The organism is Streptomyces tuirus, assembly GCF_014701095.1.
In the GTDB taxonomy this organism is placed as follows: Bacteria; Actinomycetota; Actinomycetes; order Streptomycetales; family Streptomycetaceae; genus Streptomyces; species Streptomyces tuirus.
This window is the reverse complement of record NZ_AP023439.1, coordinates 7422546-7446027: the sequence shown is the minus strand read 5'-3', so window position 1 is coordinate 7446027 and position 23482 is coordinate 7422546. Positions and strand designations below refer to the sequence as shown.

The window sequence follows — 23482 nt, the reverse complement described above, 5'->3', positions numbered from 1 at the left end:
CCTCTTTTCGGCGTTCAGCCGCGGAACCAGTGCTGCGGCCGGGGTTGGATGTTCTGCCAGATGTGTTTGGGCTCCCGGTACTCGTCCAGGCCCGTCGGTCCCAGCTCCCGGCCCACGCCGGAGTGCCCGAACCCGCCCCACTCCGCCTGCGGCACATAGGGGTGGTAGTCGTTGATCCACACCGTGCCGTGGCGCAGCCGGCGGGCGACCCGCTGGGCCTTGCCGGCGTCCTGCGTCCAGACGGCACCGGCGAGTCCGTACTCGGTGTCGTTGGCGATGCGTACCGCGTCGTCCTCGTCGGTGAAGCGCTCCACGGTGAGGACGGGTCCGAAGGACTCCTCGTGCACCACGCTCATGTCCTGGCCGCATGCGTCGAGCACGGTCGGCGGGTAGTAGTGCCCGCCGGCCAGGGCGGGGTCGTCCGGGCGTTCGCCGCCGCAGCGCAGGACGGCGCCCTCGGCGAGTCCGGCGGCGACGTATGCCTCGACCTTCGCCAGGTGCTGGGCGGAGATGAGCGGTCCGGTGTCGGCGTGCGGGTCGAAGGGGCCGCCGAGGCGGATCCGCCGGGCACGGCGGACCACCTCGTCCACGAACCGGTCGTGCAGCGCGTCCTCGACGATCAGCCGGGCGCCCGCCGAGCAGACCTGGCCCGAATGCAGAAAGACGGCCGTGAGCGCGAAGTCCACGGCCGTCTCGAAGTCGGCGTCGGCGAAGACGACGTTGGGGTTCTTGCCGCCGAGCTCCAGGGCGACCTTCTTCACGGTCGCGGCGGCGGTGGCCATGATGCGTCTTCCGGTGTCCAGGCCGCCGGTGAAGGAGACCATGTCGACGGCGGGGTGCTCGGCGAGCGGTGCTCCCACCTCGGGCCCGGTGCCCAGGACGAGGTTGGCGGCGCCGTCCGGAAGTCCGGCTTCCGCCAGTGCCCTCATCAGCAGGATCGAGGTGGAGGGGGTGTGCTCGCTGGGCTTGAGGACGATGGTGTTGCCCGCGAGGAGGGCCGGTGCGACCTTCCAGCTCGCCTGGAGCAGCGGGTAGTTCCAGGGGGTGATCAGCGCGCACACGCCGATCGGCTCGTACACGACGCGGCTGACGGCGTCGTCGCGGCCGGTGTCGATGACGCGGCCGGCGTCGGTGCCGCCCAGCCCCCCGAAGTAGCGGAAGCAGGAGACGACATCGGCGATGTCGTACTCGCTCTCCACCAGCCGTTTGCCGGTGTCCAGTGATTCGGCGCGGGCGAACGCGTCGGTGTCGCGTTCGAGGATGTCGGCGGTGCGCAGCAGGAGTGCGCCGCGCTCGCGCTCGGAGGTGTGCGGCCAGGGGCCTTCGTCGAAGGCCCGGCGGGCCGCGGCGATGGCCGCCTCGGCGTCCGGGCGGGTGCCCTCGGACACGGTCACGGAGAGTGTGCCGTCTGCGGGGCAGTGGATGTCCCGGTGGCCTCCGGCCACGGGATCTCGCCATGTGCCATCCACGTACAGGTCTGCCACGTCGGGGCCCTTCGAGCGAACAGCGTTGCGCATCGCGCACCGAATTGCTTGTGGTGGAACACTCTGGAGAAGGCGGGAACCCACGTCAAGGGGTTGGCCGATGACGGTTCCACCAAGGAGACAACCCTGAGAACCCGACGTCGACCGGCCCGGAGCGCCAGGTTTCCGGGCCGGTCGGCTGGCTGAAAACAGTGGGTTACGCGGATGCTTCGCGGTGCCGGTAGTACGCGGCGCCGGACGGCGGCAGCGGCTCCTTGCCGAGGATGAGGTCGGCCGCCTTCTCGGCGATCATCATCACCGGCGCGTAGATGTTGCCGTTGGTGATGTAGGGCATGACGGACGCGTCGACGACCCGCAGCCCCTCCACGCCGTGCACGCGCAGGTCGGCCGGGTTCACGACGGACATCTCGTCGGTGCCCATCTTGCAGGTGCAGGAGGGATGCAGTGCGGTCTCGGCGTCCTTGGCCACCCAGGCGAGGATCTCCTCGTCACTCTCCACGGACGGGCCGGGCGAGACCTCCCCGGCGTTGTAGGGGGCGAGGGCGGGCTGGTTGAGCAGCCTGCGCGCGACCCTGACGGCCTCGACCCACTCGCGGCGGTCCTGTTCGGTGGAGAGGTAGTTGAAGCGCAGTGCGGGGCGCTCGGAGGGATCCTTGCTCTTGATCTTCACCGAGCCGACGGCGTCGGAGTACATGGGTCCGACGTGCACCTGGTAGCCGTGTCCGCCGGCGGGCACGGAGCCGTCGTAGCGGACCGCGACGGGCAGGAAGTGGAACATCAGGTTGGGGTAGTCCACGTCGTCGTTGCCGCGGACGAAGCCGCCCGCCTCGAAGTGGTTCGTGGCGGCCGGTCCCGTGCGGAAGAGCCACTGCAGGCCGATGAAGGGGGCACGCCACTTCGCGAGGTACGGCTGCATGGAGACGGGCTGCTTGCAGGCGTACTGGATGTACACCTCCAGGTGGTCCTGGAGGTTCTCGCCGACGCCCGGCAGATCGTGTACGACGTCCACGCCGAGCGCCGCGAGTTCCCCGGCGTTGCCGATACCGGAGAGCTGGAGGAGTTGCGGGGAGTTGATCGCGCCTCCGCAGAGGATGACCTCTCCGGCTCTCACCTGCTGGGGTCTGCCACGACCGCGCCGGTACTCGACACCGACGGCCCGCTTGCCCTCGAAGAGGACGCGGGTGACCAGGGCGCGCGTGGTGACGGTGAGGTTGGGCCGCTTGCGCACGGGCTTGAGGTACGCCTTCGCGGCCGACAGACGGCGCCCACGGTGGACATTGCGGTCGAACCTGGCGAAACCTTCCTGCCGGTAGCCGTTCACGTCGCTGGTGGGAGCGTGCCCCGCCTCCTCGGTGGCCTTGAGGAAGGCCTCGAAGAGCGGGCTGGTCCCCGGGCCCCGTTCGAGGACGAGGGGGCCGTCGTGGCCGCGGAACTCGTCGTCCGGGTCGGCGGCCAGACAGTTCTCCATCCGCCGGAAGTACGGCAGACAGTGCGCGTAGTCCCAGTTCTCCATCCCGGGGTCCGCTGCCCAGCGCTCGTAGTCCATGGGGTTTCCGCGCTGGAAGATCATGCCGTTGATGCTGCTGGAACCGCCCAGGACCTTGCCGCGCGCGTGGTAGACGCGCCGGCCACCCATGTGGGGCTCGGGTTCGGACTCGTACTTCCAGTCGTAGAAGCGGCTGCCGATCGGGTAGGTCAGCGCCGCGGGCATGTGGATGAAGACGTCCCATGGGTAGTCGGGTCTGCCCGCCTCCAGGACCAGTACCCGGTTGCCGGGATCCGCGGAGAGCCGGTTGGCCAGTGCACTGCCGGCCGATCCACCACCGACGATGACGAAGTCGTACTGCAAGTCAGCCATGAGGCCTCGTCTCGCTCGCGCCGTAGAGAATGCGCGGCATGCTAGTACCGGTATCTCTATGCGCACCAGGTTGCGGACAACGCAACTTCAGATTTTCCGCTCCAGACCCCTGACCTGCACCGCTGCTGGCTATGTTAATCACCCGTATAGTTGCGTTGTGAGCAACTACCATGCACATACCGAAACGACAAGTGCGCCGACCGGTGGGGTGCAGTCGGTCGACCGGGCCATCACCGTGCTGGAGATCCTGGCCCAGCGCGGCGAGGCCGGCGTCAGCGAGGTAGCCGCCGAGATCGACGTCCACAAGTCCACCGCGTTCCGGCTGCTGGGCGCCCTGGAGGTGCGCGGTCTGGTGGAACAGGCGGGTGAGCGCGGCAAGTACCGCCTCGGTTTCGGCATCGTCCGGCTCGCCGGTGCGGTCACCGGGCGCATCGACATCACCCAGCAGAGCCGCCCGGTCTGCGAGCGTCTCGCCGAGGAGATCGGCGAGACCGTGAACCTCGCGGTGATGCAGGAGAAGTACGCGATCAACCTGTACCAGGTGCGCGGTCCGGGTGCCGTGACGGCGTTCAACTGGGTCGGCCAGCTGACGCCGCTGCATGCCACGTCCAGCGGCAAGATCCTGCTGGCCCACATGCCGCCGAAGGAGCGTGCCGCGCTGCTGTCGGACGCGGGCCTGAAGAAGATGACGCCCCGCACCCTGACCGCGAGGACGAAGCTGGAGAAGAACCTCGCCGAGGCGCTGGAGCGCGGCTACTCCTGGACGCTGGAGGAGTTCGAGGCGGGGCTGCACGCCATGGCCGCACCGGTGCGCAACCGGGACGGAGAGGTCATCGCGGCGCTCAGCGCCTCCGGACCGGCGTACCGGCTCACCGAGGACCGGATGCACGACCTCGCTCCGGTGCTGGTCAAGGGCGCGGACGAGATCAGCCACCGAATGGGCTACCTGGGCTGATCCCGCCGCGTCGCCGGCGTCGACCGCCCCCGCGCGCCGGGGAGCGCCGGGCCGCCGGGAGCCGCCGCTACTGTGGCCGTCCCGCGTCCAGACGCTCCTGGACGAAGGTGTGGAACTCGCCGATGTGGTGCTCGCTGGGCACGAGGACCCCGCCCTTGGCGTACAGCCGGGAGCTCATCGCGGGCTGACAGCGCTCGCACGCGTCGAAGTCCTGCCGGTTGACCCGGTCGAAGAGCTCCACCGACCGGCTGACGTGCTTGCCGCTGTCGACGACGTGCTTGAGGTAGAGCCAGTCGCACTCGACGACGGTGCGGTCCGCCGCGAGCGGATACATCCGGTGGAAGATCACATGGTCGGGGACGAGATTGATGAACACCTGCGGCCGGACGGTGATCGCGTAGTAGCGGCGGTCCTGGTCCTCGGTGACGCCCGGAATGAGGTCGAGCCCCTCCGAGCCGTCGACGGTGAAGCCCTTGACGTCCGCGCCGAATTCCGCGCCGTGTCCCACGTAGTACTGGGCGGCGTAGCCGTCGGCGAACTCGGGGAGCACCTCGGTGAGTTCGGGGTGGATCGTCGCGCAGTGGTAGCACTCCATGAAGTTCTCGACGATGAGCTTCCAGTTCGCCCGGACGTCGTAGACGATCCGTCTTCCGACCTCGAGATCCTCGATGCCGTAGTGCTCGATCGACTCCGTGTCGCCGAGACGCGCGACCACGTCCTGCACGACCTCGTCGAAGGGGGGCGGGTTCTCGGCAAGGCACACCCAGACATAGCCGAGCCATTCGCGCGTCGCCACGGCTGCCAGACCGTACTCGGTGCGGCTGACGTCGGGCATCTTGGTGAGGTTGGGCGCCGCGACGAGTTTGCCCGTCAGGTCGTATGTCCAGGCGTGGTAGGGGCATTGGAAGGCGCGCTTGACCTCGCCGCTCTCCGCCGTGCAGAGCTTGGCTCCGCGGTGCCGGCAGACGTTGAAGAAGGCGCGTACGGACTGGTCGCGCGCACGGGTGAGGAGGATGCTCTCGCGGCCGACCTGGACGGTCCGGAAGGCCCCGGGACCGGCGAGGTCGGCGGCGCGCGCGGCGCAGAACCACATCGCCTCGAAGATGTGCTCCTGCTCCCGGGCGAAGAAGCCGGGATCCGTGTAGGCGGTCCCGGGCAGGGTGGCGATGAGACTTTCCGGCAGGCCGGTCGAGGTCACAGGGCACTCCTCGCAGAAGCGTCATGGATCGGGCATGCGCGCGCCGGGACGGGCTGCACCGGACGCCGTCGGATCAAGGAGGAGCAGCGTCCTTCTCAGGACGGGTGGGCCGCGAGCTGCTTGCGCCAGCGCATGAACAGCCGGGGCTGGTTCATCCCGAGGACGGCGACCGGGTGCCCGGCACGCCGGTAGACGGCCAGGACGTTACGGTCGTCCGGCGCGCCTTCCTCGATGGTCACGCTGTCGGCACGGGAGGCGTAGCCGGCGAACTGGATCTTCACTCCGTACTGGTCGGACCAGAAGTACGGTGGCCGGGGTACGCCCGGTTCGGACTCGCCCCAGGACAGCAGTGCGGCCACCGCCGCGTCGGGGCGCTCCCGGGCGCCGGTCCAGTGCTCGACGCGGCGGTGGGTGCCCGCCCGCGGGTCGTACCAGGAGGCACAGTCGCCTACCGCGACCACCCCGGCCAGGCTGGTACGGCCGTCCGCACCGCACTTGACGCCGTCGTCGAGTTCGACGCCGGAGCCTTCGAGCCAGTCGACGCAGGGGCGCGCCCCGACCCCCACGACGACGATGTCGGCGGGGATGCTGCGGCCGTCCTCCATGAGGACGGCGTCGACGCGGGTCTCGCCGCTCAGCCCCTTGACGCCCACGCCGCACAACAGGCGTACGCCGTGGTCGGCGTGGAGGGCGGAGACGATGCTTCCCATGCTCGCGCCGAGCGGTCCGGCCAGGGGTGTGGGCGCCGCCTCCACGATGGTCACGTCGACGCCGAGCGCACAGGCGGTGGAGGCGACCTCGGCGCCGATGAAGCCGCCGCCGATCACGACCAGGCGTCCGCCTCCGGCCAGTTCGTCCCGCAGGGCGCGGGCGTCGTCCAGGGTGCGCAGGGTGTGCACACCGGCCAGGCCGTCCATGCCGGGCAGGGTCCGGGCGGCGGCACCGGTGGCGATGACGATGCCGTCGGCTCTCACTTCACGGCCGTCGGTGAGCCGCACGGCCCGGGGGGTGGTGCCGAGTCCGGCGGCGCGGGCTCCGAGCAGCCACTCCGCTTGCAGGTCCTCGTCGTCCGGCTCCAGTGCGAGGTCGGCTTCGCCGATGCCGCCGGCCAGGAACTCCTTGGACAGCGGCGGCCTGTCGTACGGGCGGTGGAGCTCGTCGCCTATGACGACCAGCCGTCCGTCGTACCCCTGCTTGCGCAAGGAGCGCGCCGCTGACAGACCTGCCAGCGACGCGCCCACCACGGCCACCGTCCTCACGCGAGGCCCCCGGCGAGCCGGGCGGCGACGCAGGGAGGAAGGTTCGGGGCTGCCGTGGACTGCCGGACGTAGATCATGCCGTCCTCGACGAAGACCTCGTGCGTGCGCACCGGGAGCTTGGCCGGCGGGGCGTCGACGGCTCCGGTCTCAAGGTTGAACTTCGAGGCGTGCAGCGGGCATTCGACCTCGCGACCCTCCAGCCAGCCGTCGGCGAGCGAGGCGTCCTGGTGGGTGCATGTGTCGTCGATGGCGAAGAGTTCGCCGTCCTCGGTGTGGAACACCGAGACCGGCGGGTCGATGTCGAGCCTGTGGGCCTCGCCTCGGGGCAGATCCACGAGACGGCACGCGGGAATCATCATGACACCTCGGTGCGTATAGCGAAACGGATTGCGGTGAACGCAACGTCAGTTTGGGGTCGCTCACAAACCCTTGTCAAGGAGTTCACGGGGCGCTCGACGACCCGAATTTTCGTTGCGTGATGCGAGACGCCCTGCGCCATGGGAAACGCAGGTCAGAGCTGGGGTCGCCTGAGAAGCGGGGCTTCGGCGGTGGTGTGGGGGCCGGGGTGGTCGTGCCCATGGGGCTCGCCCGGAGCTTGGAGGACCGAGGGCGTTCGGCCGCCCCGGCCGGTGCGGCGGTGCTCGTGTCACCAGCCGCGGGTGGCCCACTCCTCCAGGTGCGGGGCTTCCGCCTCGATGGTGGTCGTGTCGCCGTGTCCGGTGTGGACGACGGTCTCGCCGGGGAGCGTCAGCAGCCGGTCACCGATCGACGTGATGATCGTGCCGAAGTCGCTGTACGAGCGCCCGGTCGCGCCGGGGCCTCCCGCGAACAGCGTGTCGCCGCTGAACAGTGCCCCGAGGTCGGGGGCGTACAGGCACACGGCCCCGGGTGCGTGGCCGGGCGTGTGGAGGACGCGCAGCCCGATGCCCGCCACGACGAGTTCGTCGCCGTCGGCGAGGGGAGCGTCGGGGCGTCGGTTCGGGTGCACCGTCTTCCAGAGCACCTGGTCGTCGGCGTGCAGCAGGACGCGCGCGCCGGTGGCGAGGGCGACGTCCGGTGCGGCGCGCACATGGTCGTCGTGGGCATGAGTGCACACAACGGCCGACAGACGGCGGTCACCGACGGCCTCCAGGACGGCGTCGGAGTCGTGAGCCGCGTCGATGACGACCACCTCGTCGTCGTCACCGACGATCCAGACGTTGTTGTCGACGTCCCAGGTGCCGCCGTCGAGACTGAACGTCCCGCTGGTGACGAGGTGTTCGATGCGGGGCGCGCCGGCCATCACAGCACGACCACGGAGCGCAGTACGTCGCCGCCGTGCATCTTCCCGAAGGCCTCCTCCACGTCGCCGAGTCCGATGGTCTCCGTGACGAACGCGTCGAGGTCGAACCGGCCGCCGAGGTACAGGTCGATGAGGGCCGGGAAGTCGCGCGAGGGCAGGCAGTCGCCGTACCAGCTGGACTTCAGCGAGCCGCCGCGGCCGAAGACGTCGAGCAGGGGCAGTTCCACCTTCATCTCCGGGGTGGGCACGCCCACCAGCACGACCGTGCCGGCCAGGTCGCGGGCGTAGAAGGCCTGCCGGTACGTCTCCGGACGGCCGACGGCCTCGACGACGACGTCCGCGCCGAAGCCGCAGGTGAGTTCGCGCACGGCCTCCACCACGTCGCCCTTGGTGCTGTCCACGGTGTGGGTGGCCCCCATGGTCATGGCACGCTCCAGCTTGCGCTGGTCGATGTCGACCGCGATGACCTTGGACGCGCCTGCGAGCCGGGCGCCCGCGACGGCGGCCATGCCGACTCCGCCGCAGCCGATGACGGCGACGGAGTCCCCACGCCCGACCGCACCCGTGTTGACGGCGGCGCCGAAGCCCGCCATGACACCGCATCCGAGCAGCCCGGCCGCGGCCGCCGGGGCGGCCGGGTCCACCTTGGTGCACTGCCCGGCGGCGACCAGTGTCTTCTCCGCGAAGGCGCCGATGCCGAGGGCGGGCGAGAGCGGGGTGCCGTCGAGCAGAGTCATCGGCTGCGTCGCGTTGTGGGTGGCGAAGCAGTACCAGGGCTTGCCCTTGCTGCACGCCCGGCACTGACCGCACACGGCACGCCAGTTGAGGATCACGAAGTCGCCGGGCTCGACACCGGTGACCCCCTCCCCCACCGCCTCCACACGGCCGGCCGCCTCGTGCCCCAGAAGGAAGGGGAACTCGTCGTTGATCCCGCCCTCGCGGTAGTGGAGGTCGGTGTGGCAGACGCCGCACGCCTCGACCTTGACCAGCGCCTCACCCGGACCGGGATCGGGGACGACGATCGTCTCGACGGAAACCGGGGCGCCCTTCTTCCGGGCGACGACAGCACGTACCTCGTGAGCCATGAGCTGCTCCTCAAACGGGAAACTCGCGCGGGTGCACTGCTTCATGAGTTGCTTTATCAGATACACGCACCGCTATACGCAACCGAGCATCGGGGAGGAGGACACCGGGGGTCAAGAGGCCGGCCGGAACCGGGGCGGCTCGGCGGCGTCGGTGTCGCGCTCGTGTTCACGCGCCGGTTCGTAGACGTCCGCCGGTTCGGCGCGCAGGGAGACGCACAGGCCGATCATCACGAAGAGGCTCGCGGGCGCCCACGCCGATGTCTCTCGCGGGCACGTCCGTGTGCTCGCGAGGTGACGGTGCAGCTCGGTCCGCGTCTAGACCTTCCGGGCCAGTCCGGCGGCGATGAGGTGTTCCCAGACGGTGAGCTCTCGTCTTTCGGCGCTGGTCCAGGGGTTGTCGGTCTCGTCAGGACGCCACAGGGACGCGGGGACGATCCCGGGGTCGAGGATCTCCAGGCCGTCCAGCAGGGAGGCGATCTCCGCGTCCGTGCGCCACCGGCCGCGGCCGAACGTCTGCTGGAGGACCTTCTCGGCCTCTTCGGTCTCCGGGTTGTCGCCGGAGCGGAAGTGGCTGATGAAGAAGTAGCTTCCGGACGGGACGTGGTCGCGCCAGTAGCGGACGATGCCGGCCGGGTCCTCGTCATCGTTGACGTGGTGAAGGATGGCGCTGAGGATGACCGCGACGGGACGAGCGAAGTCGATGATCTCGAGCGTGGCGGGGTGAGAGCGGATGCCCTCGGGGTCACGCACATCGACCCCGATGACGCGGGTCCGGTCGTTGTCCTCCAGCAGTGCGCGGCCGTGGACCAGCACCTGGACGTCGGTGTCGACGTAGACGACGCGCGATTCGGGAGCGTGCCGCTGGGCGACCTGATGGACATTGTCCGCGGTCGGCAGGCCACTGCCCAGGTCGATGAACTGCCGGATGCCCGTTGTCTTCGCGATCTGTCCGACCGCCCGGGTCAGGGCCGCACGGTTGGCGAAGGCGATGGCCACCGAGCCGGGCAGATCGCGCTTGAACACCTCGCCGATCTCACGGTCCACGGCATAGTTGTCCTTGCCGCCCAGCAGGTAGTCGTAGACGCGGGCGATGCTGGGCTTGGCCGGGTCGATGGAGGAGCCTTCGTACGTCATAACGGTCATTCTCCCCGGCAAAGTCGCCCGCGTGCCGTCGTTTTGGGTTCTTCGGCGGCCGGACGGCGCCGGGTCATGACGCGGTGGGGGGTGTCGCACACACGACTACATGTACGACGTCAACGGAGACGGCACGTCGCCGACCTGGACTTCCTCGAACTGTCCCTCCGAATCACGCCCGCAGGTCCGCCATCCGTTCGCCGCGGTCAGCCGGGATGTCGCACGGACTCGTTGCGAGGCGCGTAAGCCTTCCAGTCCACGATCTGTACCGCCGCCCCCGCCGCCTCCATGCCCCGGCAGTGGGCGTGGTGCCTGCGGGCGATGCCGTCCAGGTCGAGGTGAGATCCGAATGCGGGGTGCGCCGCCAGCCGCCGTGCGTAGGCCCACACGTGGGGGTGCCCTGTGATCCGGTGCACTGCGGCGACGTCCAGGTGATGGCGGTGCACGGTGTCCAACTGCACGAGCGATACCCACAAGTGAACGTCTGCGAGGGTGAGTTCATCTCCCAGCGCATACTCCTGGGAGGTGAGACGCCACTCCAGCAGATCGAGCGTGCGCAGCAAGGTGGCCAGCGCGGTGTCGCGGGCCGCCACGTCCCCACCGGACTGCCCGGCACGCTGGGCGGCCCATGTGATGCCCTGCTCGCAGAGCCGCCCGACGGTGTCGATGCCCTTCTCGGCACCGCGAGGGTAGAGATCGAGGCCATGTCCGTCGAACCGCCGGGCCAGGTCCCGCAGGATGTCGGGAGTGTGGGTGCTGACGATCGTTCCCGTCCAGTTGTCACTCAGGACCGGTGCCAGGGCCGGTCCTGAATGCTGGTGCGCACTTGCTTCGTACAGCGGGCGCAGTGCCGCGTACCCGCCGTCCGGAGCGTCGGGCACAGCGGGCAGCCATGCCACCGGGAGAACGCGGTCGAGGCCGAGCAGGCTGTGTGTGACGGCGATCTGCAAGCAGTGCGGACAGGATGGCGAGACGTGGAGCCGGTAGCGCTGCGGCGCGGCGTAGAAGCCGCCGCGCGTGTCACAGCCGATCCTGCTCCGGAAGGACGGCACGGCTGTCGGGAACGAGGCGGACATGCGTCTCCCTGGGTGCTCGGTCACAGACGTACGGGCATACGGGGGCGGCGGCTCGTGGCGGCTTCGGCACGGCCGTGATGCGGTACCGGTGTGAGGATCAGGCGCGGATGGACACGCGCTCACCGTGCAGGGAACTCGCCGCACTGCATACGCGCAGTAGGTCGATGTGGCGGCGGGACGTCAGCAGGGGCAGCATCCGGACGACGATGCGGACAGCCCGACGGCCGAGGTCCAGCACAGTGCAGCCCATCTTTCCCTACCGATTCACTAGGACTTCCTGTACGGGAGTGTCGTGTCGCGAACAGGCCCCGTCAAGGGTGCGCGTTACACCCTCCCCGGAATGTCTCACCACGTGAGAAGGGCAGCGGTACCGGCGGCCTACAGCGGCATCAGGGCCGCCCGGTGAACGGACATCTGGTACGCAGGCGTTCGACAGCGCCCGTCGGCTGGGCCGCTGCATGTGTGAGCGATGAGTTCCGGCAGCAGGCCGGGTCTACCCCGGCATGACCCGAATCATCGCTGACATCTCGGTCTCTCTGGACAGCTTCGCCACCGGGCTCCACCCGGGCCCGGGCTGGGACGACACGTCCGGCTACGGCGCCGGCGAGGCCACGCACATGACCTACGACGTCCGCCGGTGATCCGATGACCACTGTGAACGTCAATCAGATCGCTTTGGGTATCGAGTCGTTCGGTGACGACGACGCGCCACTGGTCCTGCTCGCGGGCAGCACGACGATGCTCTCCTGGCCCGACGCGCTGTGCGAGCGCCTCGCCGCCGGCGGGCGGCGTGTGGTGCGCTACGACCTGCGCGACAGCGGAGAGTCCACGACGACGGACCCACAGGCGCCCGCCTACACCCTGCGCGACCTCGCCGCCGACGCGGTGGCCCTCGCCGACGCGCTCGGCGGCGGGCCGGCGCACCTCGCGGGCATCGGCGTCGGCGGGATGGTCGCGCAGGTGGCCGCGCTCGACCACCCGGGCGCGTTCTCGGCACTCACCCTCGTCGGCACCCGGCCGGTCGCCCCCGGCCCGCCCGACGACGACCTCCCCGACCACGACCGGGCGACGATGAGCCGGCTGTTCGCGCGTCCCATGCCCGACTGGGCCGACCGTGAGGCGGTCGCGGAGTTCGCCGCCACCGGCGCGGGAATCCTGGGCGACGACCCCGTCGCCGCGCGCGCTGTCGCCGCACGCGTCTGGGACCGCACGCCCGGCACCGCAGCCCCGGTGCAGATGGCCAACCAGTTGGGCTTGGTGTTCTCCAGGCTCGACTGCACGCCGCGCTGGCGCGAGCGCCTGCCCGGGATCGAGGTCCCCACGCTCGTCGTCCACGGCCGCCGCAACCGGTTCTTCCCTGTCGGCAATGGCGAGGCGATCGCGCGCGAGATCCCCGGGGCACGGCTGCTCGTCCTCGAGGAGGCCGCCACCGTGATCCCCGATACGGCGGCCGACGAGGTCACCGAGGCGATGCTCACGCTCGGATAGAGGACGGCCGGGGGGTGCTGGACGCGCTGCCGCTGGGTTGGGCACCGCGGGGCAAAGAAGTGCCAGTGGCTTGCTAGCGTGTCGCGGCAAACACCTACTGCATCTGTGTCGGTCCCGGGGGGATCATGCGCCATGTCGCCGGAGCATCCGTGCTCGCCGCAACGTGTCTGAGCCTTGCAGCCTGTTCTGCGGGTGACGGCACGAGTGAACCGCAGCCGAGCCCGCGCACCGCGCTCAGCTTCGGGCAGACCGCCGACACCGTCGGGGCCGACGGGAAGGGCACCGCGCAGATCACCCCGGAAACCATCGTCTACGTCGCCAAAGCCGGCACCGACGCTCCGGAGCACGGTCTCTTCGCTGTGGTCACGTTCAAGACGGGCAATCGGACCGAGGAGTCGGTGACGACCACTGCCGGCCAGGGCGGCTTCCGATGGAAGGCGCTTGACGGGAAGACCATCAAGGCCGGAAACAGCGAGGGGGCACGCGGCGTCGCCCCCGTCGGCTTCAACGACGGCGGTGGCAAGTCCGCGGTGCGGGCCGACACCTACCAGGTCAACACCGTCGCGTTCGACATCACCAGCGCCGACAAGGGCGGCACCCTCGTCTACGTCGACGGCCACGGCGTCGCGTTTCGTTGGAAGGTTCCCTCCACCAGCTCAGGGCCCGCTGCGAATGCGCTGAAGTCGGCATTGAAGTAGGAGCCATCGCGGAGAAAACCCGGAAGTCGCAGATCCAGTCGAGCGACTTCGGCTGCCCGCGGTGCCTCACCGGTGCAGGGACTCGGCGACGGCCGGGTCCTCGAGCACGGTGGCGCACCAGTTGAAGTGCTCGTCTCCGCCGCCCGGCGCGAAGGCGTCGCTCGTGGCCATCGCATAGGCAGCCTGGTACAGCAGGAGGTCGTCGGCCTCGTAGCCGAACTCGTCGGCGAACCGCGTGGTGAGCTGCCGGGTGATCTCCTGGGCGTGCTCGGTGCCCGCCGGGAAGATGGCCGCGGCCACGGCGGCGTCGAAGCGGGGGTCCCCGCCCGTGGACAGGAAGCCGTAGTCCAGGAGGGCGAGCGGCCGCAGGTCGTCGTCCACCAGCACGGTCTCCGGGAAGACGTCACCGTGGACGACCGCCTCGTCGGTACGGGGCAGCGAGCGCAGCTTCCGGAGCAGCTGGGCGCGTGTGTCGTCGAAGTCGCGGACCTGCGTGGAGAGCCGGTCCGCGCACCGGCCGGCCCGCCGGTCCACCAGGTCCGCCAGGGCGGATCCGAAGGTGGCGTGGTCTTCCCACAGCGGGCGTTCCTCGTCCAGCACGGGAAGGTGCTTGACCTCGTCGACGTCATGGGCGTCCGCGAGGGCGCGCAACACGCCGACCAGGCAGTCGACCGCTTCGGGCAGCACCTCGTCCGGGTCGTCGGTGCGGATCTTGCCCGCCAGGGGCTCGCCGGTCAGCTCCCGCTCCACGGTCATCGGGACGCCGTCGATGTCCTCGACGGCGAGGATCTCCGGGGCGCCGAACGGCAGGTGCGCCGCGGCATCGGCGTAGAAACGCTGCATCCGCCGCAGCTCGGATCCCTGTCGGCGCTCCCACACCTTGGCCACGGTTCCGTCCCCGAGTCGGTAGACGGCTCCCTCCACCGCCGCCTCGACGGGCCCGGCGTCGGGGTATCCGGCGTCGACGAAATGTCGTACGCGCCGGGCCGTGGTGTCCCGTATCGCATCGGACATCTCGTGCCTCCTTCCGCGCCCGGCATGAACGACCGGCCGGTCGGCGGGGCCGACACCGGGACCATCTCCCACGGTAGGCCCCTCGGCCGCACGACACGCGGTGACGGAGGGTTGCCGGGCGGGCTGTGCGGTCCGCTCCACGGCCCGCAGGCGGGCGCGCACCGGCAACCGGGTCCGCCCGGTGGTGCTGGTGCAGGACGGACGGAAAGCCCCGGGTCTTGCGTCGCATCACGGCCCGGCGAACGAGGTGCCGCGACGGCTGCCGGCGGCGGGCGCGCCTCAGGGGTCAGGACTCCGTGCCGGACTCCTTGGGGAAGAAGGTGATCAGCGTGGCGGTGCCGTCCTTGTCGACGATCCGGACCGCCGGCTCGGGAATGTCCTGCGTGGCGACGTCGATCTCCCTGGGGTGCCACACCAGGTGCCGCAGGACGACGGGGTAGCGCGGCGATCGTCCGCCGACGGAGACGGCCACTACGTCGTCCTTCGGGTCGTACACGATGGCGGCGAAGGGCAGCCGGTTGGCTTCGTACTGGTGCCCGACCTCCGGGTCCAGTACCTCGATGGTGACGAACTCCCCCTGGTGTTCCTCGGTCATCTGGTTGAGGGCGGTCTCCCAGGTGCTGCGGTCGAGCGTTTCGGTACCGGCCATCGTCGTTCCTCCTCCGGTGGCGATCTGCTCACCCGACGCTAGCCGCGGCTCTGAGCGACTGCCTCGGCCTGACAGGTCGATCCGTCGGGCCATGCTGGACCTGCCTGGACGAGGCCCGGCCGAAGCCGCAGCTGGGGCCGCCAGGACGCCGACGACCAGGGCGGGCGTGCTGGGCATGCCGGTATGCCGTCCGGGCGCTTCCGCCTGCAGGATCAAATGGCGACTTCGCGTCTTGTACTGGACGGACGAAGAGAGATGCCGGCAGCGGAATGTCTACTGAGAGCTGCGCGAGATGCCAAAGGGAAGGCGCCGCCGTCACCCCGTGCACCGTTTGACCAGAGCTCGAGCTGAGGCCATGAATGCCGTTGCACAGGACAACGTCTCAAGGCGCCGGGGGTCTGTCATCGAGCGCTGTCATCGAGCGCCGAACCTGCTCCCCTGGCTCGTCCGCGCGCAGCGCATGGCGGGACGTTGCGCTGGGCGCGAGCCCGGCCCTCGCCCGTACGGCTGGACCGGCCGTGTCTCAGTCCCTGGAGAGCATCGCCAGGCCGCTGACCGCCGAGCAGGCCGACGCGGCCCGGCGGGGCGAGTGGGTGCCCCGGGACGAACGGGTCCGCCTCCGCCCCGCGGACGTACGGCAGGCCGCGCGGTCGGGACCGGCGGATCGCCGACGACCGCACGGCCGCGCGGCGACTGGATCACCAGACCGGCGATGTGGTCCGCGGCCCTGGCCAGGGGGCCGCGGGCAGCCTGCGCCTGAATTGGCTGGGACGTCCGGCACCCGGCGCCAGGCTGGTCCTGCTCCGGACGCTGAAGAACGCATCGCGAGCTGGGAGGAACAATGCGGAACCGGACATTGAGCAAGATCGGCACACAGCTGTTGCGTCTGCGCCACGACTCGTCGCAGAGCTCACAGGACCGGGCGACGCCGACCGACTACGGACTGGACCACAGACAGGTCGCCGAATTCGTAGCCGGCACGCTGGACGCGGAGAGCGAGGCGGCGCTCGCCCATCAGGTGGCGCGGCTGCTGCCCTTCCACTGGACCTGGCCCACCCGGGTCGCGCAGGCGATGTCGCAGATCATGGCCCACTTCGGTGATCAGCGTGAGCTGATGGCCTGGCTGGATCGGCACCCCGGCCTGCCACGGCTGACGGCCCGCCTGTACGTCTTCATGGGCCTCCTCGACCAGTACAGCGCGGTGCCCGGGGTCGTGACCGCGATGCGTGAGTACCGAGCGCGGACACCGTATCCGCCGGGCCTGGAGTCCTACCTGGTGCCGGTCACCGATGACGACACGCTCGCGAGCATTGCTTTCAAGGTCGAGAAACTGCTCGGCGAGGAGCGGACCCGGGAGGCCGCCGATCTGGCCCTGGCCACTGCGGCATGGCTGCAGCAGATCGGGCCGCGCGCACGGGAACTCGCCCCTGAGGTCGGCGACTTGGACGAGCTGATGAGGCAGGCGCGGCAGGACATCCAGTCTGCGGCAGCCGACATCTGAGCACGACAGTAGATACGGCGGTAAACGGCATGACGGTGAAACTGAACGCGGCGGCGTTCGCCCACGCAAAGAAGCTGACCGAAGAGGGGCGGATCGTGCTGGACGACCGGGACGAGTGGAGCGAGCACCGGCCTTCGGCAGCGGACGAGAACGCCTACCTCGAGGAGCACGGATTCGCCGAGTACGCCAGGTGGTACCTGGGCATCGACGACGAGATGGGAAACGAGACGAAGGGCCGGTACAAGTTCCCCTACGGCGATTTCCATCGTGTCCACCGCTGTGGTGTGCTCTCCGCCGAGGTACGCGCCGGACAGCAGAAATACGTGGACATCCAGAACGCCGCCGCGCACCTGCACGGACTGCTGGAGGGCAGGGGGGCCGGGAACCGGTGACAGCGCCGAAAACGGTGCACCCTCACCCGGCCTCCGGCCGAGGCATCGGCCCACGACCGACGCCCTGACCGCCACTGCCGCCGGAGACGCACGACGACCCCACCGTCCGGCACGGACCGCCGCCGCACCAACGCCACCCAGCGGCCGCCGCGCGAGCCGCCGCGCATCCTGGCCGCGGGCCACCGGGGCGCTTCCGGACCGCCGGTCCGGCAGACCATCACCGTCACCGCCGCCGGGCCGGCGAGTACGGAGCGAGAGGCTGCTGCCCCGTTAGGGGGCAGCAGCCCTGGCCGCTGTGTGGACGGCGGCCGGCCGCTCAGGCGCTCGTGGCGAACCGTTCCCACGCGCGGTGCTTGGACATCAGCTCACGTACCTGTTCCAGCACCGAGGTGCCGTCCTGTCCGACCACGACGCCCGGCGCGTCCGCGGGGATGCCGGCCGCTTGAAGCGCCGCGTCGCCGCCCGCCCAGGCGCCGATGGCCTTGCCGTGACGGAACATCTCCGACAGCAGCAGGCTCACCCTCGGGTCGACCGCCCCGGGCGCACCGGCCGGCTGGGCCTTGGCGTCGCGGGAGCCGTAGGCATCGCTGCCGGGGGCAGGTGCCCCGGCCACCAGCAGGGCGTCGAACTCGATGGACCGGGCGGTCACGAACGTCCGCTGGACGGTGACCGCGTCGTCACCGGTGCCGAGCTTGCCGCCCGTGGGGGCGATGATCAGCGGCACCATGTCCGCGCCGAGCACTGCCTCGCGCACCGCGCGCACGGCGTCCAGGTCCCCGTCCGGGCCGGTGACGATGCCGATGAGGCGGCCGTCCGTGGGCCAGGACTGCCCGACCTGGGACAGCGCGGGGCTCGGTTCGACCTCGGCGAGCGGCACGGTCGGCTCGGGCGCCGGCAGTCCGAGACCCTCGGCGACGCTCGCGCACAGCTCGGCGTCGATGTTGGCCAGCACCTGCAAGGCCCGTTCCTTGATGGCCTGTTCGTAGCACTTGCCGAGCTCGAAGGTGTAGGCGGCGATGATGTGTTCCCGCTCCACCGCACTCATGCTCAGCCAGAACCGGCGCGGCTGGCTGAAGTGGTCGGAGAACGACTCGGGAGCCTCACGGACCTTCGTCGCCTCCGGCACCCGTACCGGCGTCTCGATGTACGCCCCGGTGTCCGCCCCGGCCAGGAACGGGCAGCCGCCGTCGAGCGAGTTGGGCCGGTACGGTGCCACACCCCGGTGGACGGCGTCCTGGTGGAAGCCGTCCCGCAGCATGTCGTTGACCGGCGAGTGCGGCCGGTTGATGGGGATCTGCGAGAAGTTCGGGCCGGCCAGCCGGGTGATCTGGGTGTCCAGGTAGGAGAACAGCCGTCCGGCGAGCAGCGGGTCGTCGGTGATGTCGATGCCGGGCACGAGGTGACCGACATGGAAGGCGACCTGCTCGGTCTCGGCGAAGTAGTTCGACGGGTTGCGGTTGAGCGTCAGCAGCCCGATCGGCTGGACGGGGGCGAGCTCCTCGGGGACGAGGTTGGTCGCGTCGAGCAGGTCGATACCCTCGAAGGTCTGGTCGGGGGTGTCGGGGAAGGTCTGGATGCCCAGCTCCCACTCCGGGTAGGCACCCGCCTCGATGGCGTCGGCGAGGTCACGGCGGTGGAAGTCCGGGTCCACGCCTCCTGCGATCTGCGCCTCCTCCCACACCAGGGAGTGCACACCGAGCTTGGGCTTCCAGTGGAACTTCACCAGCGTCGTGGAACCGTCGGCCGCCACCAGCCGGAAGGTGTGGACGCCGAAGCCTTCCATCATCCGGTACGAGCGCGGGATGCCCCGGTCGGACATGTTCCACAGGGTGTGGTGCGTGGCCTCGGTGTGCAGCGTGACGAAGTCCCAGAAGGTGTCGTGCGCGCTCTGGGCCTGCGGGATCTCCCGGTCCGGGTGCGGTTTGCCGGCGTGGATGACGTCCGGGAACTTGATGGCGTCCTGGATGAAGAAGACCGGGATGTTGTTGCCGACCAGGTCGAAGACGCCCTCTTCGGTGTAGAACTTGGTCGCGAACCCGCGGGTGTCCCGCACCGTGTCGGCGGAACCCCGGGAGCCCAGCACCGTGGAGAAGCGCACGAACACCGGCGTCTCCGCGCCCGGCGCCAGGAACGCCGCCTTCGACACGGCGGCCGCGGTGCCGTAGCTCTTGAACACGCCGTGCGCCGCCGCGCCACGGGCGTGCACGACCCGCTCCGGGATGCGCTCGTGGTCGAAGTGCATGATCTTCTCGCGCAGGTGGTGGTCCTGGAGCAGGACCGGCCCGCGCGGGCCCGCCTTGAGCGAGTGATCGGTGTCGTACAGGCGCGTGCCCTGAGCATCGGTGAGGTAGGCGCCGGACTGGGCCATGCGTGCCTGCGCCGCGCCGGTGGGCTGCCCCGTGGGTGACATGGTGTCGGGGCCGCTCTGATCGGGCTTCGGAGGCAGCGGCTCACGCGGTTCCGTGGGTTCCGCGACACTGGGGGATTCCGGGGCCGGCTTGCCCGGGATCCCCTCCTCCGGTTGTCCGACGCCCTGGATGGCTTCGGTGACCTTGTCCGCCGCCCGCTTGAGGGGGTTGGGCTGGCTCATCGCTATCGTTCCTCCGCGTCTGACCGGCCACGGCCGGCTCAGGCCATGTGCATGGGGGGTGCCGTATGATCCGGCGCCGGGTACCCGGCTGTGCCGTACTAATCACCGGTCGGGCTTTCCAGGCAGGTCATCGACGATTACACGCGGCCGCCCCCTTCGCACCCGGCGGGTGTCAAGGGGGTGAAGGCACCGTCATGCAGGTGGGCCCGGCGGTCATTCCACTGCTGTGCGAAGCGGGCGCGTGCCGCGTGAGTGGGGAGGCCCGGGCGTCGCTCCGAACATGGTGATGTTCGTTCTTGGACGTCGGTACAACTCCCCAGCGGTCAGCCGATGTCGAACGCGTTCGGCAGTCCGAGGAGGTAGCGGGTGCGGTCGTGGCGTCGGAAGGGCTCCAGCTCGGGGGCCCGGTACAGGGGGGTCACGGTGCAGCGTGGTGCGGTGGAACCGGAGCGGTCCAGCAGGGCGTTGACGGCCTGCCGGGCCGAGGAGTTGGCGCCTTCCATGGTGGCGAGGTCGATGGGCACGGCCACGTAGTCGCCGGCCAGGAAGAGGTTGGGGATCTTCGTGGCCGACCGCGGACGGTGGTGGAAGGTGCCCACCGGGTGGATGAGCAGCTGTTCGTCGTTGACGGGATGCGGCGTGCCGAGGCCGTCGACGGCGGGGTCGAGGAACCAGGAGTGCAGCACCGAGTCCTTCAGGACCGTACGGCCGCTGTCGTTGAGCGATGCCTTGAGCTGTGCCCACACTTCGCGTGCGACTTCGGCACGGGTGCATTGCTTGGCCGTCTTGCCGTACAGGATGCCCGGGCGGTCCCACTCGGAGACGTCCACGGACAGGCAGTCCGCGACCGTGCCGTCGCCGTAGTCGGCCGGGAAGCAGCGGCCGGGCCAGTGCTGGGCCTGGGCGATCGCGGTCAGCGACCAGGGCGAGTCGATGAGGTCGAGATGGCCGTGCACGATCGGTGTGCGTTCGGTCAGGTAGAACTGGATGCCCGTCATCCAGTCCGTCTCCAGCCGGTCGCACTCGGCCAGCTGGGGGTCGGCTGCGCGGACGGCGGAGTTCCATGTGCGGCGGGCGTGCTCGACGGGCATCGCCGAGATGTAGTGGTCGGCGGTGACGGTTCGGCGGACGCCTGAGGGGTCCTCCACGACGGCTCCTGCGATCGCACCCGCGTCCAGGGTGAGGTCCCGTGCGGTCCAGCCGACGTGGAACTCGACCCCGAGTGACTTCAGGTAGGTCACCCAGGGGTCGATCCATGCCTCGTTGGTGGGCGCGTTGAGGATCCGGTCCAGTGGTCCGTCCGCGCCCCGCCCGAGGAGGTTGAAGGCGAAGGCCTCCAGCAGCGTGCCGACCGTGCGGGTGCTGGCCTCTTCCGCCTTGGTGGCCACGATGTTGCGGGTGATGCCGACGGCAAGGACGCGCTGGTAGTCGTAGGACATCCGTCCGGCCCGCACGAAGTCCCACCAGGGCGTGCGCTCCCATACGGTGTCGCGGCGCTGGTCGCAGCTGGTGAGGAAGACCAGGAGACGGTTGGCGAAGTACAGGGCCTCGTGGAGGGGGAGGTTGAAGGCCGTGTCCAGAACGGCGGTGAGGGCGCGGCGGATGTCGTCGGGGGTGAGTTCGGCCGGGGGGTTGTCGGGCCAGGGCAGCGGGATCCGGATGTCTTCACGGCCGCCCGACCTGGCGAACAGCATCTCCTTCGGGGCGACGAGGTTGTCGTGGACGCCGCCCGGGTTGCCGGGGAAAGGGATGCGCCGCATCGTGTCGGGCAGGTTGTGGTAGATGCCGGGGATGAAGCGGAAGCCGTGCTCGCCCGGCAGGGGGCGTCGGCCGCCGGTGGCACTGTTCGGCACGTCCATGCTGCGGGCCTTGCCGCCCAGTGCCTTGCGTTCGAAGACCGTGACCCGGAAGCCGCGCTCGGCGAGTTCGTGAGCGGCCGTGAGGCCGGCGACGCCGCCGCCCAGGACCGCCACGGACTGCGGCGTGGAGCCGTTCGCGGCCGAGGCCCGTTCTGGGATTCCGAGGGCTGCTCCGCCACCGGCGGCCGCGGCAGTGCCCAGGAACCCTCTGCGCGTGGTGCCGCTCATCGCCACCCCTTACCGTTGGTAACGCTGGGCGCACGAGAATATGGGCGAGACAACGATCCCGGAAGGCAGCCGACGCAACTTGGCCTGATGCCACGTCACTTGGCGGCTGGCGGTGGCACATGAGAGGGGTTGGCACCTCTCCAGCAGGACGTCGGGCGGCATCGACTGCAATGCCGTGGGTACCCCCGCACTCAAAACCACCAGCCTGGCTACATCCGGAGAGTCATGACTCAGGGCATTGAGGACGCGAAGGGCAATCGGTTCTGCAAGGCATGCGGCACACCCGCCGAGGACGGGAAGCTGTGCAGCCACTGTGGCAGTGTTCTGGAATTTCCCGACCGGGGTGGGCTGACCGAGGACGAAGGCGCGGCAGTCCGCCGGGATTTTGAGGGTCGTGCCGGGCAGCGAGGGCAAGACTGACGAAGCAGCGCTGCATTCAGGTAGGGCGACGCAATGCCCCCTCTGCGCGCTCGGCACCAGTCCGGCCATGACCATGGCGCTCTACGGCATCGCCGACTCCTGCACGAACCCCATCACCCCGATGAGCACGTCGTTCATGCTCTGCGTCGGCTATCTGCAGACACTGCGCCGCAAGGCGGGCATCGGTACCCCGATCCCCTTCACCCTGCCCGTCGCCGTGATCATGCTGGTGGTGTGGGCGGCGGCCCCGCTGGAGCTGCGGGACCGGCTGCTGAGCTGGTGCGTGCGTCACCGGCTCGCCACCGACGTCGTCCGGCGACTGGGACACGACGTGCTGGCGACCGTGGCAGGGTGAACCGCCCCGGCCCGTGACCCTGCGTGCGACATGCGGTGTCGCTGGTCCGCGGGCAGACCTGGCGGCGGACCAGCCGCGTCTCGCCCGGGCCGCTTTCGGCTGGCCGCGGCCGCGGATCTGACAGGTGTTCGATGCCTTGGTGTCCACGAGTGGTGGAGCCGGCACTCCGAACGCGTGGCGTACGGGCCACCGGAGTGACTCGGACGGCACGATGGGGGAACCGGTAGAAAAGCCCTCACACACGAGGCCAGGCCGGTTGCTCGGACGCCCGGCTCCCTCACCGGAAGAGAGACCACGATGGCGCACCACGACGAGGCCCAGCAAGCCGTGCCCAACCCGCCGGGGAAGCGCACCGGCGGTGACGGCGTCCAGCGTCGCCGTCCGCTGCGGGAGCGGCACGTAGAGGAGACGGTGGAGGTCGCGGTCCCGGTGCGGACCGCGTACAACCAGTGGACGCAGTTCAAGACCTTCCCGCGCTTCGCGACCGTGGTGCACGGCGTGGAGCAGATCAAGCCCACCGTCACCGCGTGGACCATGGGCTACGGGCCCCTGCGCCACCGCTTCACGGTCGAGATCGTGGAGCAGGACCCCGACGCCTACCTGGCCTGGCGCGGCTTGGAGCAGGACCCCTCCCACCAGGGCGAGGTCGAGTTCAGGCCGACGCACTCCGGCGGCACCGCGATCACGGTCCGGATGCTCCTGGAACCGCGGGGCGCCGCCAGGATCCTCACCCGCTCGCCCTGGGCCGCACAGCTGACCGCCCGGCTGGTCCGGGGCGCACTCGTGAACTTCAAGCAGTTCATCGAGGCAGTGGGGCAGGAGGGTGGGGCCTGGCGCGGCACCATCCGCAACGGCCGCGTGCAGCACGCTCACCCGGAACCGCCCAGGAGCCGCGTGCCCCAGTGGCCCGTCGGCTGACCGGCACACAGGACACCGGACACCGGACACCGCAAGAGA

20 protein-coding genes and 1 pseudogene are annotated in these 23482 nt (G+C 70.0%); 8 read left to right on the top strand and 13 right to left on the bottom strand.

Translation table 11 applies throughout. From position 1 onward, the window contains the following. Window positions 1–14: 14 nt before the first annotated feature. Window positions 15–1484, bottom strand: coding sequence for an aldehyde dehydrogenase family protein (locus IGS69_RS33845; protein WP_190904250.1), 1470 nt, complete (start codon window positions 1482–1484; stop codon window positions 15–17). Window positions 1485–1680: 196 nt separating this feature from the next. Next, a complete protein-coding gene (betA, locus tag IGS69_RS33840; RefSeq protein WP_190904249.1) occupies window positions 1681–3342 on the bottom strand; it encodes a choline dehydrogenase in 1662 nt (553 codons plus the stop codon). A 208-nt stretch (window positions 3343–3550) separates the two neighbouring features. Between betA and IGS69_RS33835 the strand changes: the two genes are divergently transcribed. Further along, window positions 3551–4297: an IclR family transcriptional regulator gene (locus IGS69_RS33835; RefSeq protein ID WP_190904761.1), complete on the top strand. Its 747-nt coding sequence runs from the start codon at window positions 3551–3553 to the stop codon at window positions 4295–4297. A 67-nt stretch (window positions 4298–4364) separates the two neighbouring features. On the opposite strand, the gene IGS69_RS33830 is transcribed toward IGS69_RS33835, so the two are convergent. From IGS69_RS33830 to IGS69_RS33800, 7 genes are all read right to left on the bottom strand, one after another. Next, the gene (locus tag IGS69_RS33830) at window positions 4365–5495 is read right to left on the bottom strand and encodes an aromatic ring-hydroxylating oxygenase subunit alpha (protein ID WP_190904248.1); all 1131 of its coding nucleotides are present in this window, start codon (window positions 5493–5495) and stop codon (window positions 4365–4367) included. Window positions 5496–5590: 95 nt separating this feature from the next. Continuing rightward, window positions 5591–6754 (bottom strand): NAD(P)/FAD-dependent oxidoreductase, encoded by a 1164-nt coding sequence (locus IGS69_RS33825; RefSeq protein WP_190904247.1) that lies wholly within the window; start codon window positions 6752–6754, stop codon window positions 5591–5593. Continuing rightward, window positions 6751–7113, bottom strand: coding sequence for a bifunctional 3-phenylpropionate/cinnamic acid dioxygenase ferredoxin subunit (locus tag IGS69_RS33820; protein ID WP_190904246.1), 363 nt, complete (start codon window positions 7111–7113; stop codon window positions 6751–6753). Before IGS69_RS33820 ends, IGS69_RS33825 begins: the two co-directional genes overlap by 4 nt. Before the next feature lie 287 nt (window positions 7114–7400). After that, a complete protein-coding gene (locus IGS69_RS33815; RefSeq protein ID WP_190904245.1) occupies window positions 7401–8036 on the bottom strand; it encodes an MBL fold metallo-hydrolase in 636 nt (211 codons plus the stop codon). Then, window positions 8036–9121 carry an S-(hydroxymethyl)mycothiol dehydrogenase gene (locus tag IGS69_RS33810; RefSeq protein ID WP_190904244.1) on the bottom strand — a complete coding sequence of 362 codons (1086 nt, stop codon included), beginning with the start codon at window positions 9119–9121 and terminating at the stop codon, window positions 8036–8038. Before IGS69_RS33810 ends, IGS69_RS33815 begins: the two co-directional genes overlap by 1 nt. Before the next feature lie 315 nt (window positions 9122–9436). Next, entirely contained in the window at window positions 9437–10264 is an 828-nt protein-coding gene (locus tag IGS69_RS33805; protein ID WP_190904243.1) for an SAM-dependent methyltransferase, read from the bottom strand. Between the two features lie 197 nt (window positions 10265–10461). Beyond that, entirely contained in the window at window positions 10462–11331 is an 870-nt protein-coding gene (locus IGS69_RS33800; RefSeq protein ID WP_190904242.1) for a glutathione S-transferase C-terminal domain-containing protein, read from the bottom strand. 503 nt (window positions 11332–11834) lie between these two features. Here IGS69_RS33800 and IGS69_RS33795 point away from each other — a divergent pair. The 3 genes and pseudogenes from IGS69_RS33795 to IGS69_RS33785 all read left to right on the top strand — a co-directional run. After that, window positions 11835–11948, top strand: a pseudogene (locus tag IGS69_RS33795) (dihydrofolate reductase family protein); the annotation flags it as partial. Window positions 11949–11976: 28 nt separating this feature from the next. Then, complete coding sequence (locus tag IGS69_RS33790) at window positions 11977–12819, top strand: alpha/beta fold hydrolase (RefSeq protein ID WP_190904241.1); 843 nt, start codon at window positions 11977–11979, stop codon at window positions 12817–12819. Window positions 12820–12968: 149 nt separating this feature from the next. Further along, window positions 12969–13517, top strand: a complete 549-nt coding sequence (locus IGS69_RS33785) for a hypothetical protein (protein WP_190904240.1) — start codon at window positions 12969–12971, stop codon at window positions 13515–13517. Window positions 13518–13583: 66 nt separating this feature from the next. On the opposite strand, the gene IGS69_RS33780 is transcribed toward IGS69_RS33785, so the two are convergent. Together IGS69_RS33780 and IGS69_RS33775 are read right to left on the bottom strand one after the other, a co-directional pair. After that, window positions 13584–14531 carry a phosphotransferase family protein gene (locus tag IGS69_RS33780; protein WP_190904239.1) on the bottom strand — a complete coding sequence of 316 codons (948 nt, stop codon included), beginning with the start codon at window positions 14529–14531 and terminating at the stop codon, window positions 13584–13586. 286 nt (window positions 14532–14817) lie between these two features. After that, window positions 14818–15180, bottom strand: a complete 363-nt coding sequence (locus tag IGS69_RS33775) for a DUF5335 family protein (RefSeq protein WP_190904238.1) — start codon at window positions 15178–15180, stop codon at window positions 14818–14820. Window positions 15181–16021: 841 nt separating this feature from the next. On the opposite strand from IGS69_RS33775, the gene IGS69_RS33770 reads away from it, so the two are divergent. Together IGS69_RS33770 and IGS69_RS33765 are read left to right on the top strand one after the other, a co-directional pair. Then, window positions 16022–16681 (top strand): hypothetical protein, encoded by a 660-nt coding sequence (locus tag IGS69_RS33770; RefSeq protein WP_190904237.1) that lies wholly within the window; start codon window positions 16022–16024, stop codon window positions 16679–16681. Window positions 16682–16710: 29 nt separating this feature from the next. Further along, window positions 16711–17073, top strand: coding sequence for a hypothetical protein (locus tag IGS69_RS33765; RefSeq protein ID WP_190904236.1), 363 nt, complete (start codon window positions 16711–16713; stop codon window positions 17071–17073). Window positions 17074–17389: 316 nt separating this feature from the next. Here IGS69_RS33765 and IGS69_RS33760 read toward each other — a convergent pair whose 3' ends face one another. Continuing rightward, complete coding sequence (locus IGS69_RS33760) at window positions 17390–19663, bottom strand: catalase (protein WP_190904235.1); 2274 nt, start codon at window positions 19661–19663, stop codon at window positions 17390–17392. Window positions 19664–19986: 323 nt separating this feature from the next. After that, the gene (locus IGS69_RS33755) at window positions 19987–21750 is read right to left on the bottom strand and encodes a hydroxysqualene dehydroxylase (protein ID WP_190904234.1); all 1764 of its coding nucleotides are present in this window, start codon (window positions 21748–21750) and stop codon (window positions 19987–19989) included. A gap of 394 nt (window positions 21751–22144) precedes the next feature. On the opposite strand from IGS69_RS33755, the gene IGS69_RS34910 reads away from it, so the two are divergent. Continuing rightward, window positions 22145–22525, top strand: a complete 381-nt coding sequence (locus tag IGS69_RS34910; RefSeq protein ID WP_269783199.1) for an AbgT family transporter — start codon at window positions 22145–22147, stop codon at window positions 22523–22525. 297 nt (window positions 22526–22822) lie between these two features. Further along, window positions 22823–23443, top strand: coding sequence for an SRPBCC family protein (locus IGS69_RS33745; protein ID WP_190904233.1), 621 nt, complete (start codon window positions 22823–22825; stop codon window positions 23441–23443). Window positions 23444–23482 lie beyond the last annotated feature (39 nt).

Coding starts and splice junctions, on each gene's coding strand:
- IGS69_RS33820 (WP_190904246.1), bottom strand. CDS start 7,113: ATGATGATTCCCGCGTGCCGTCTCGTGGATCTGCCCCGAGGCGAGGCC.
- IGS69_RS33815 (WP_190904245.1), bottom strand. CDS start 8,036: ATGGCCGGCGCGCCCCGCATCGAACACCTCGTCACCAGCGGGACGTTC.
- IGS69_RS33765 (WP_190904236.1), top strand. CDS start 16,711: ATGACGGTGAAACTGAACGCGGCGGCGTTCGCCCACGCAAAGAAGCTG.
- IGS69_RS33760 (WP_190904235.1), bottom strand. CDS start 19,663: ATGAGCCAGCCCAACCCCCTCAAGCGGGCGGCGGACAAGGTCACCGAA.
- IGS69_RS33800 (WP_190904242.1), bottom strand. CDS start 11,331: ATGTCCGCCTCGTTCCCGACAGCCGTGCCGTCCTTCCGGAGCAGGATC.
- IGS69_RS33775 (WP_190904238.1), bottom strand. CDS start 15,180: ATGGCCGGTACCGAAACGCTCGACCGCAGCACCTGGGAGACCGCCCTC.
- betA (WP_190904249.1), bottom strand. CDS start 3,342: ATGGCTGACTTGCAGTACGACTTCGTCATCGTCGGTGGTGGATCGGCC.
- IGS69_RS33755 (WP_190904234.1), bottom strand. CDS start 21,750: ATGAGCGGCACCACGCGCAGAGGGTTCCTGGGCACTGCCGCGGCCGCC.
- IGS69_RS33770 (WP_190904237.1), top strand. CDS start 16,022: ATGCGGAACCGGACATTGAGCAAGATCGGCACACAGCTGTTGCGTCTG.
- IGS69_RS33780 (WP_190904239.1), bottom strand. CDS start 14,531: ATGTCCGATGCGATACGGGACACCACGGCCCGGCGCGTACGACATTTC.
- IGS69_RS33810 (WP_190904244.1), bottom strand. CDS start 9,121: ATGGCTCACGAGGTACGTGCTGTCGTCGCCCGGAAGAAGGGCGCCCCG.
- IGS69_RS33805 (WP_190904243.1), bottom strand. CDS start 10,264: ATGACCGTTATGACGTACGAAGGCTCCTCCATCGACCCGGCCAAGCCC.
- IGS69_RS33745 (WP_190904233.1), top strand. CDS start 22,823: ATGGCGCACCACGACGAGGCCCAGCAAGCCGTGCCCAACCCGCCGGGG.
- IGS69_RS33790 (WP_190904241.1), top strand. CDS start 11,977: ATGACCACTGTGAACGTCAATCAGATCGCTTTGGGTATCGAGTCGTTC.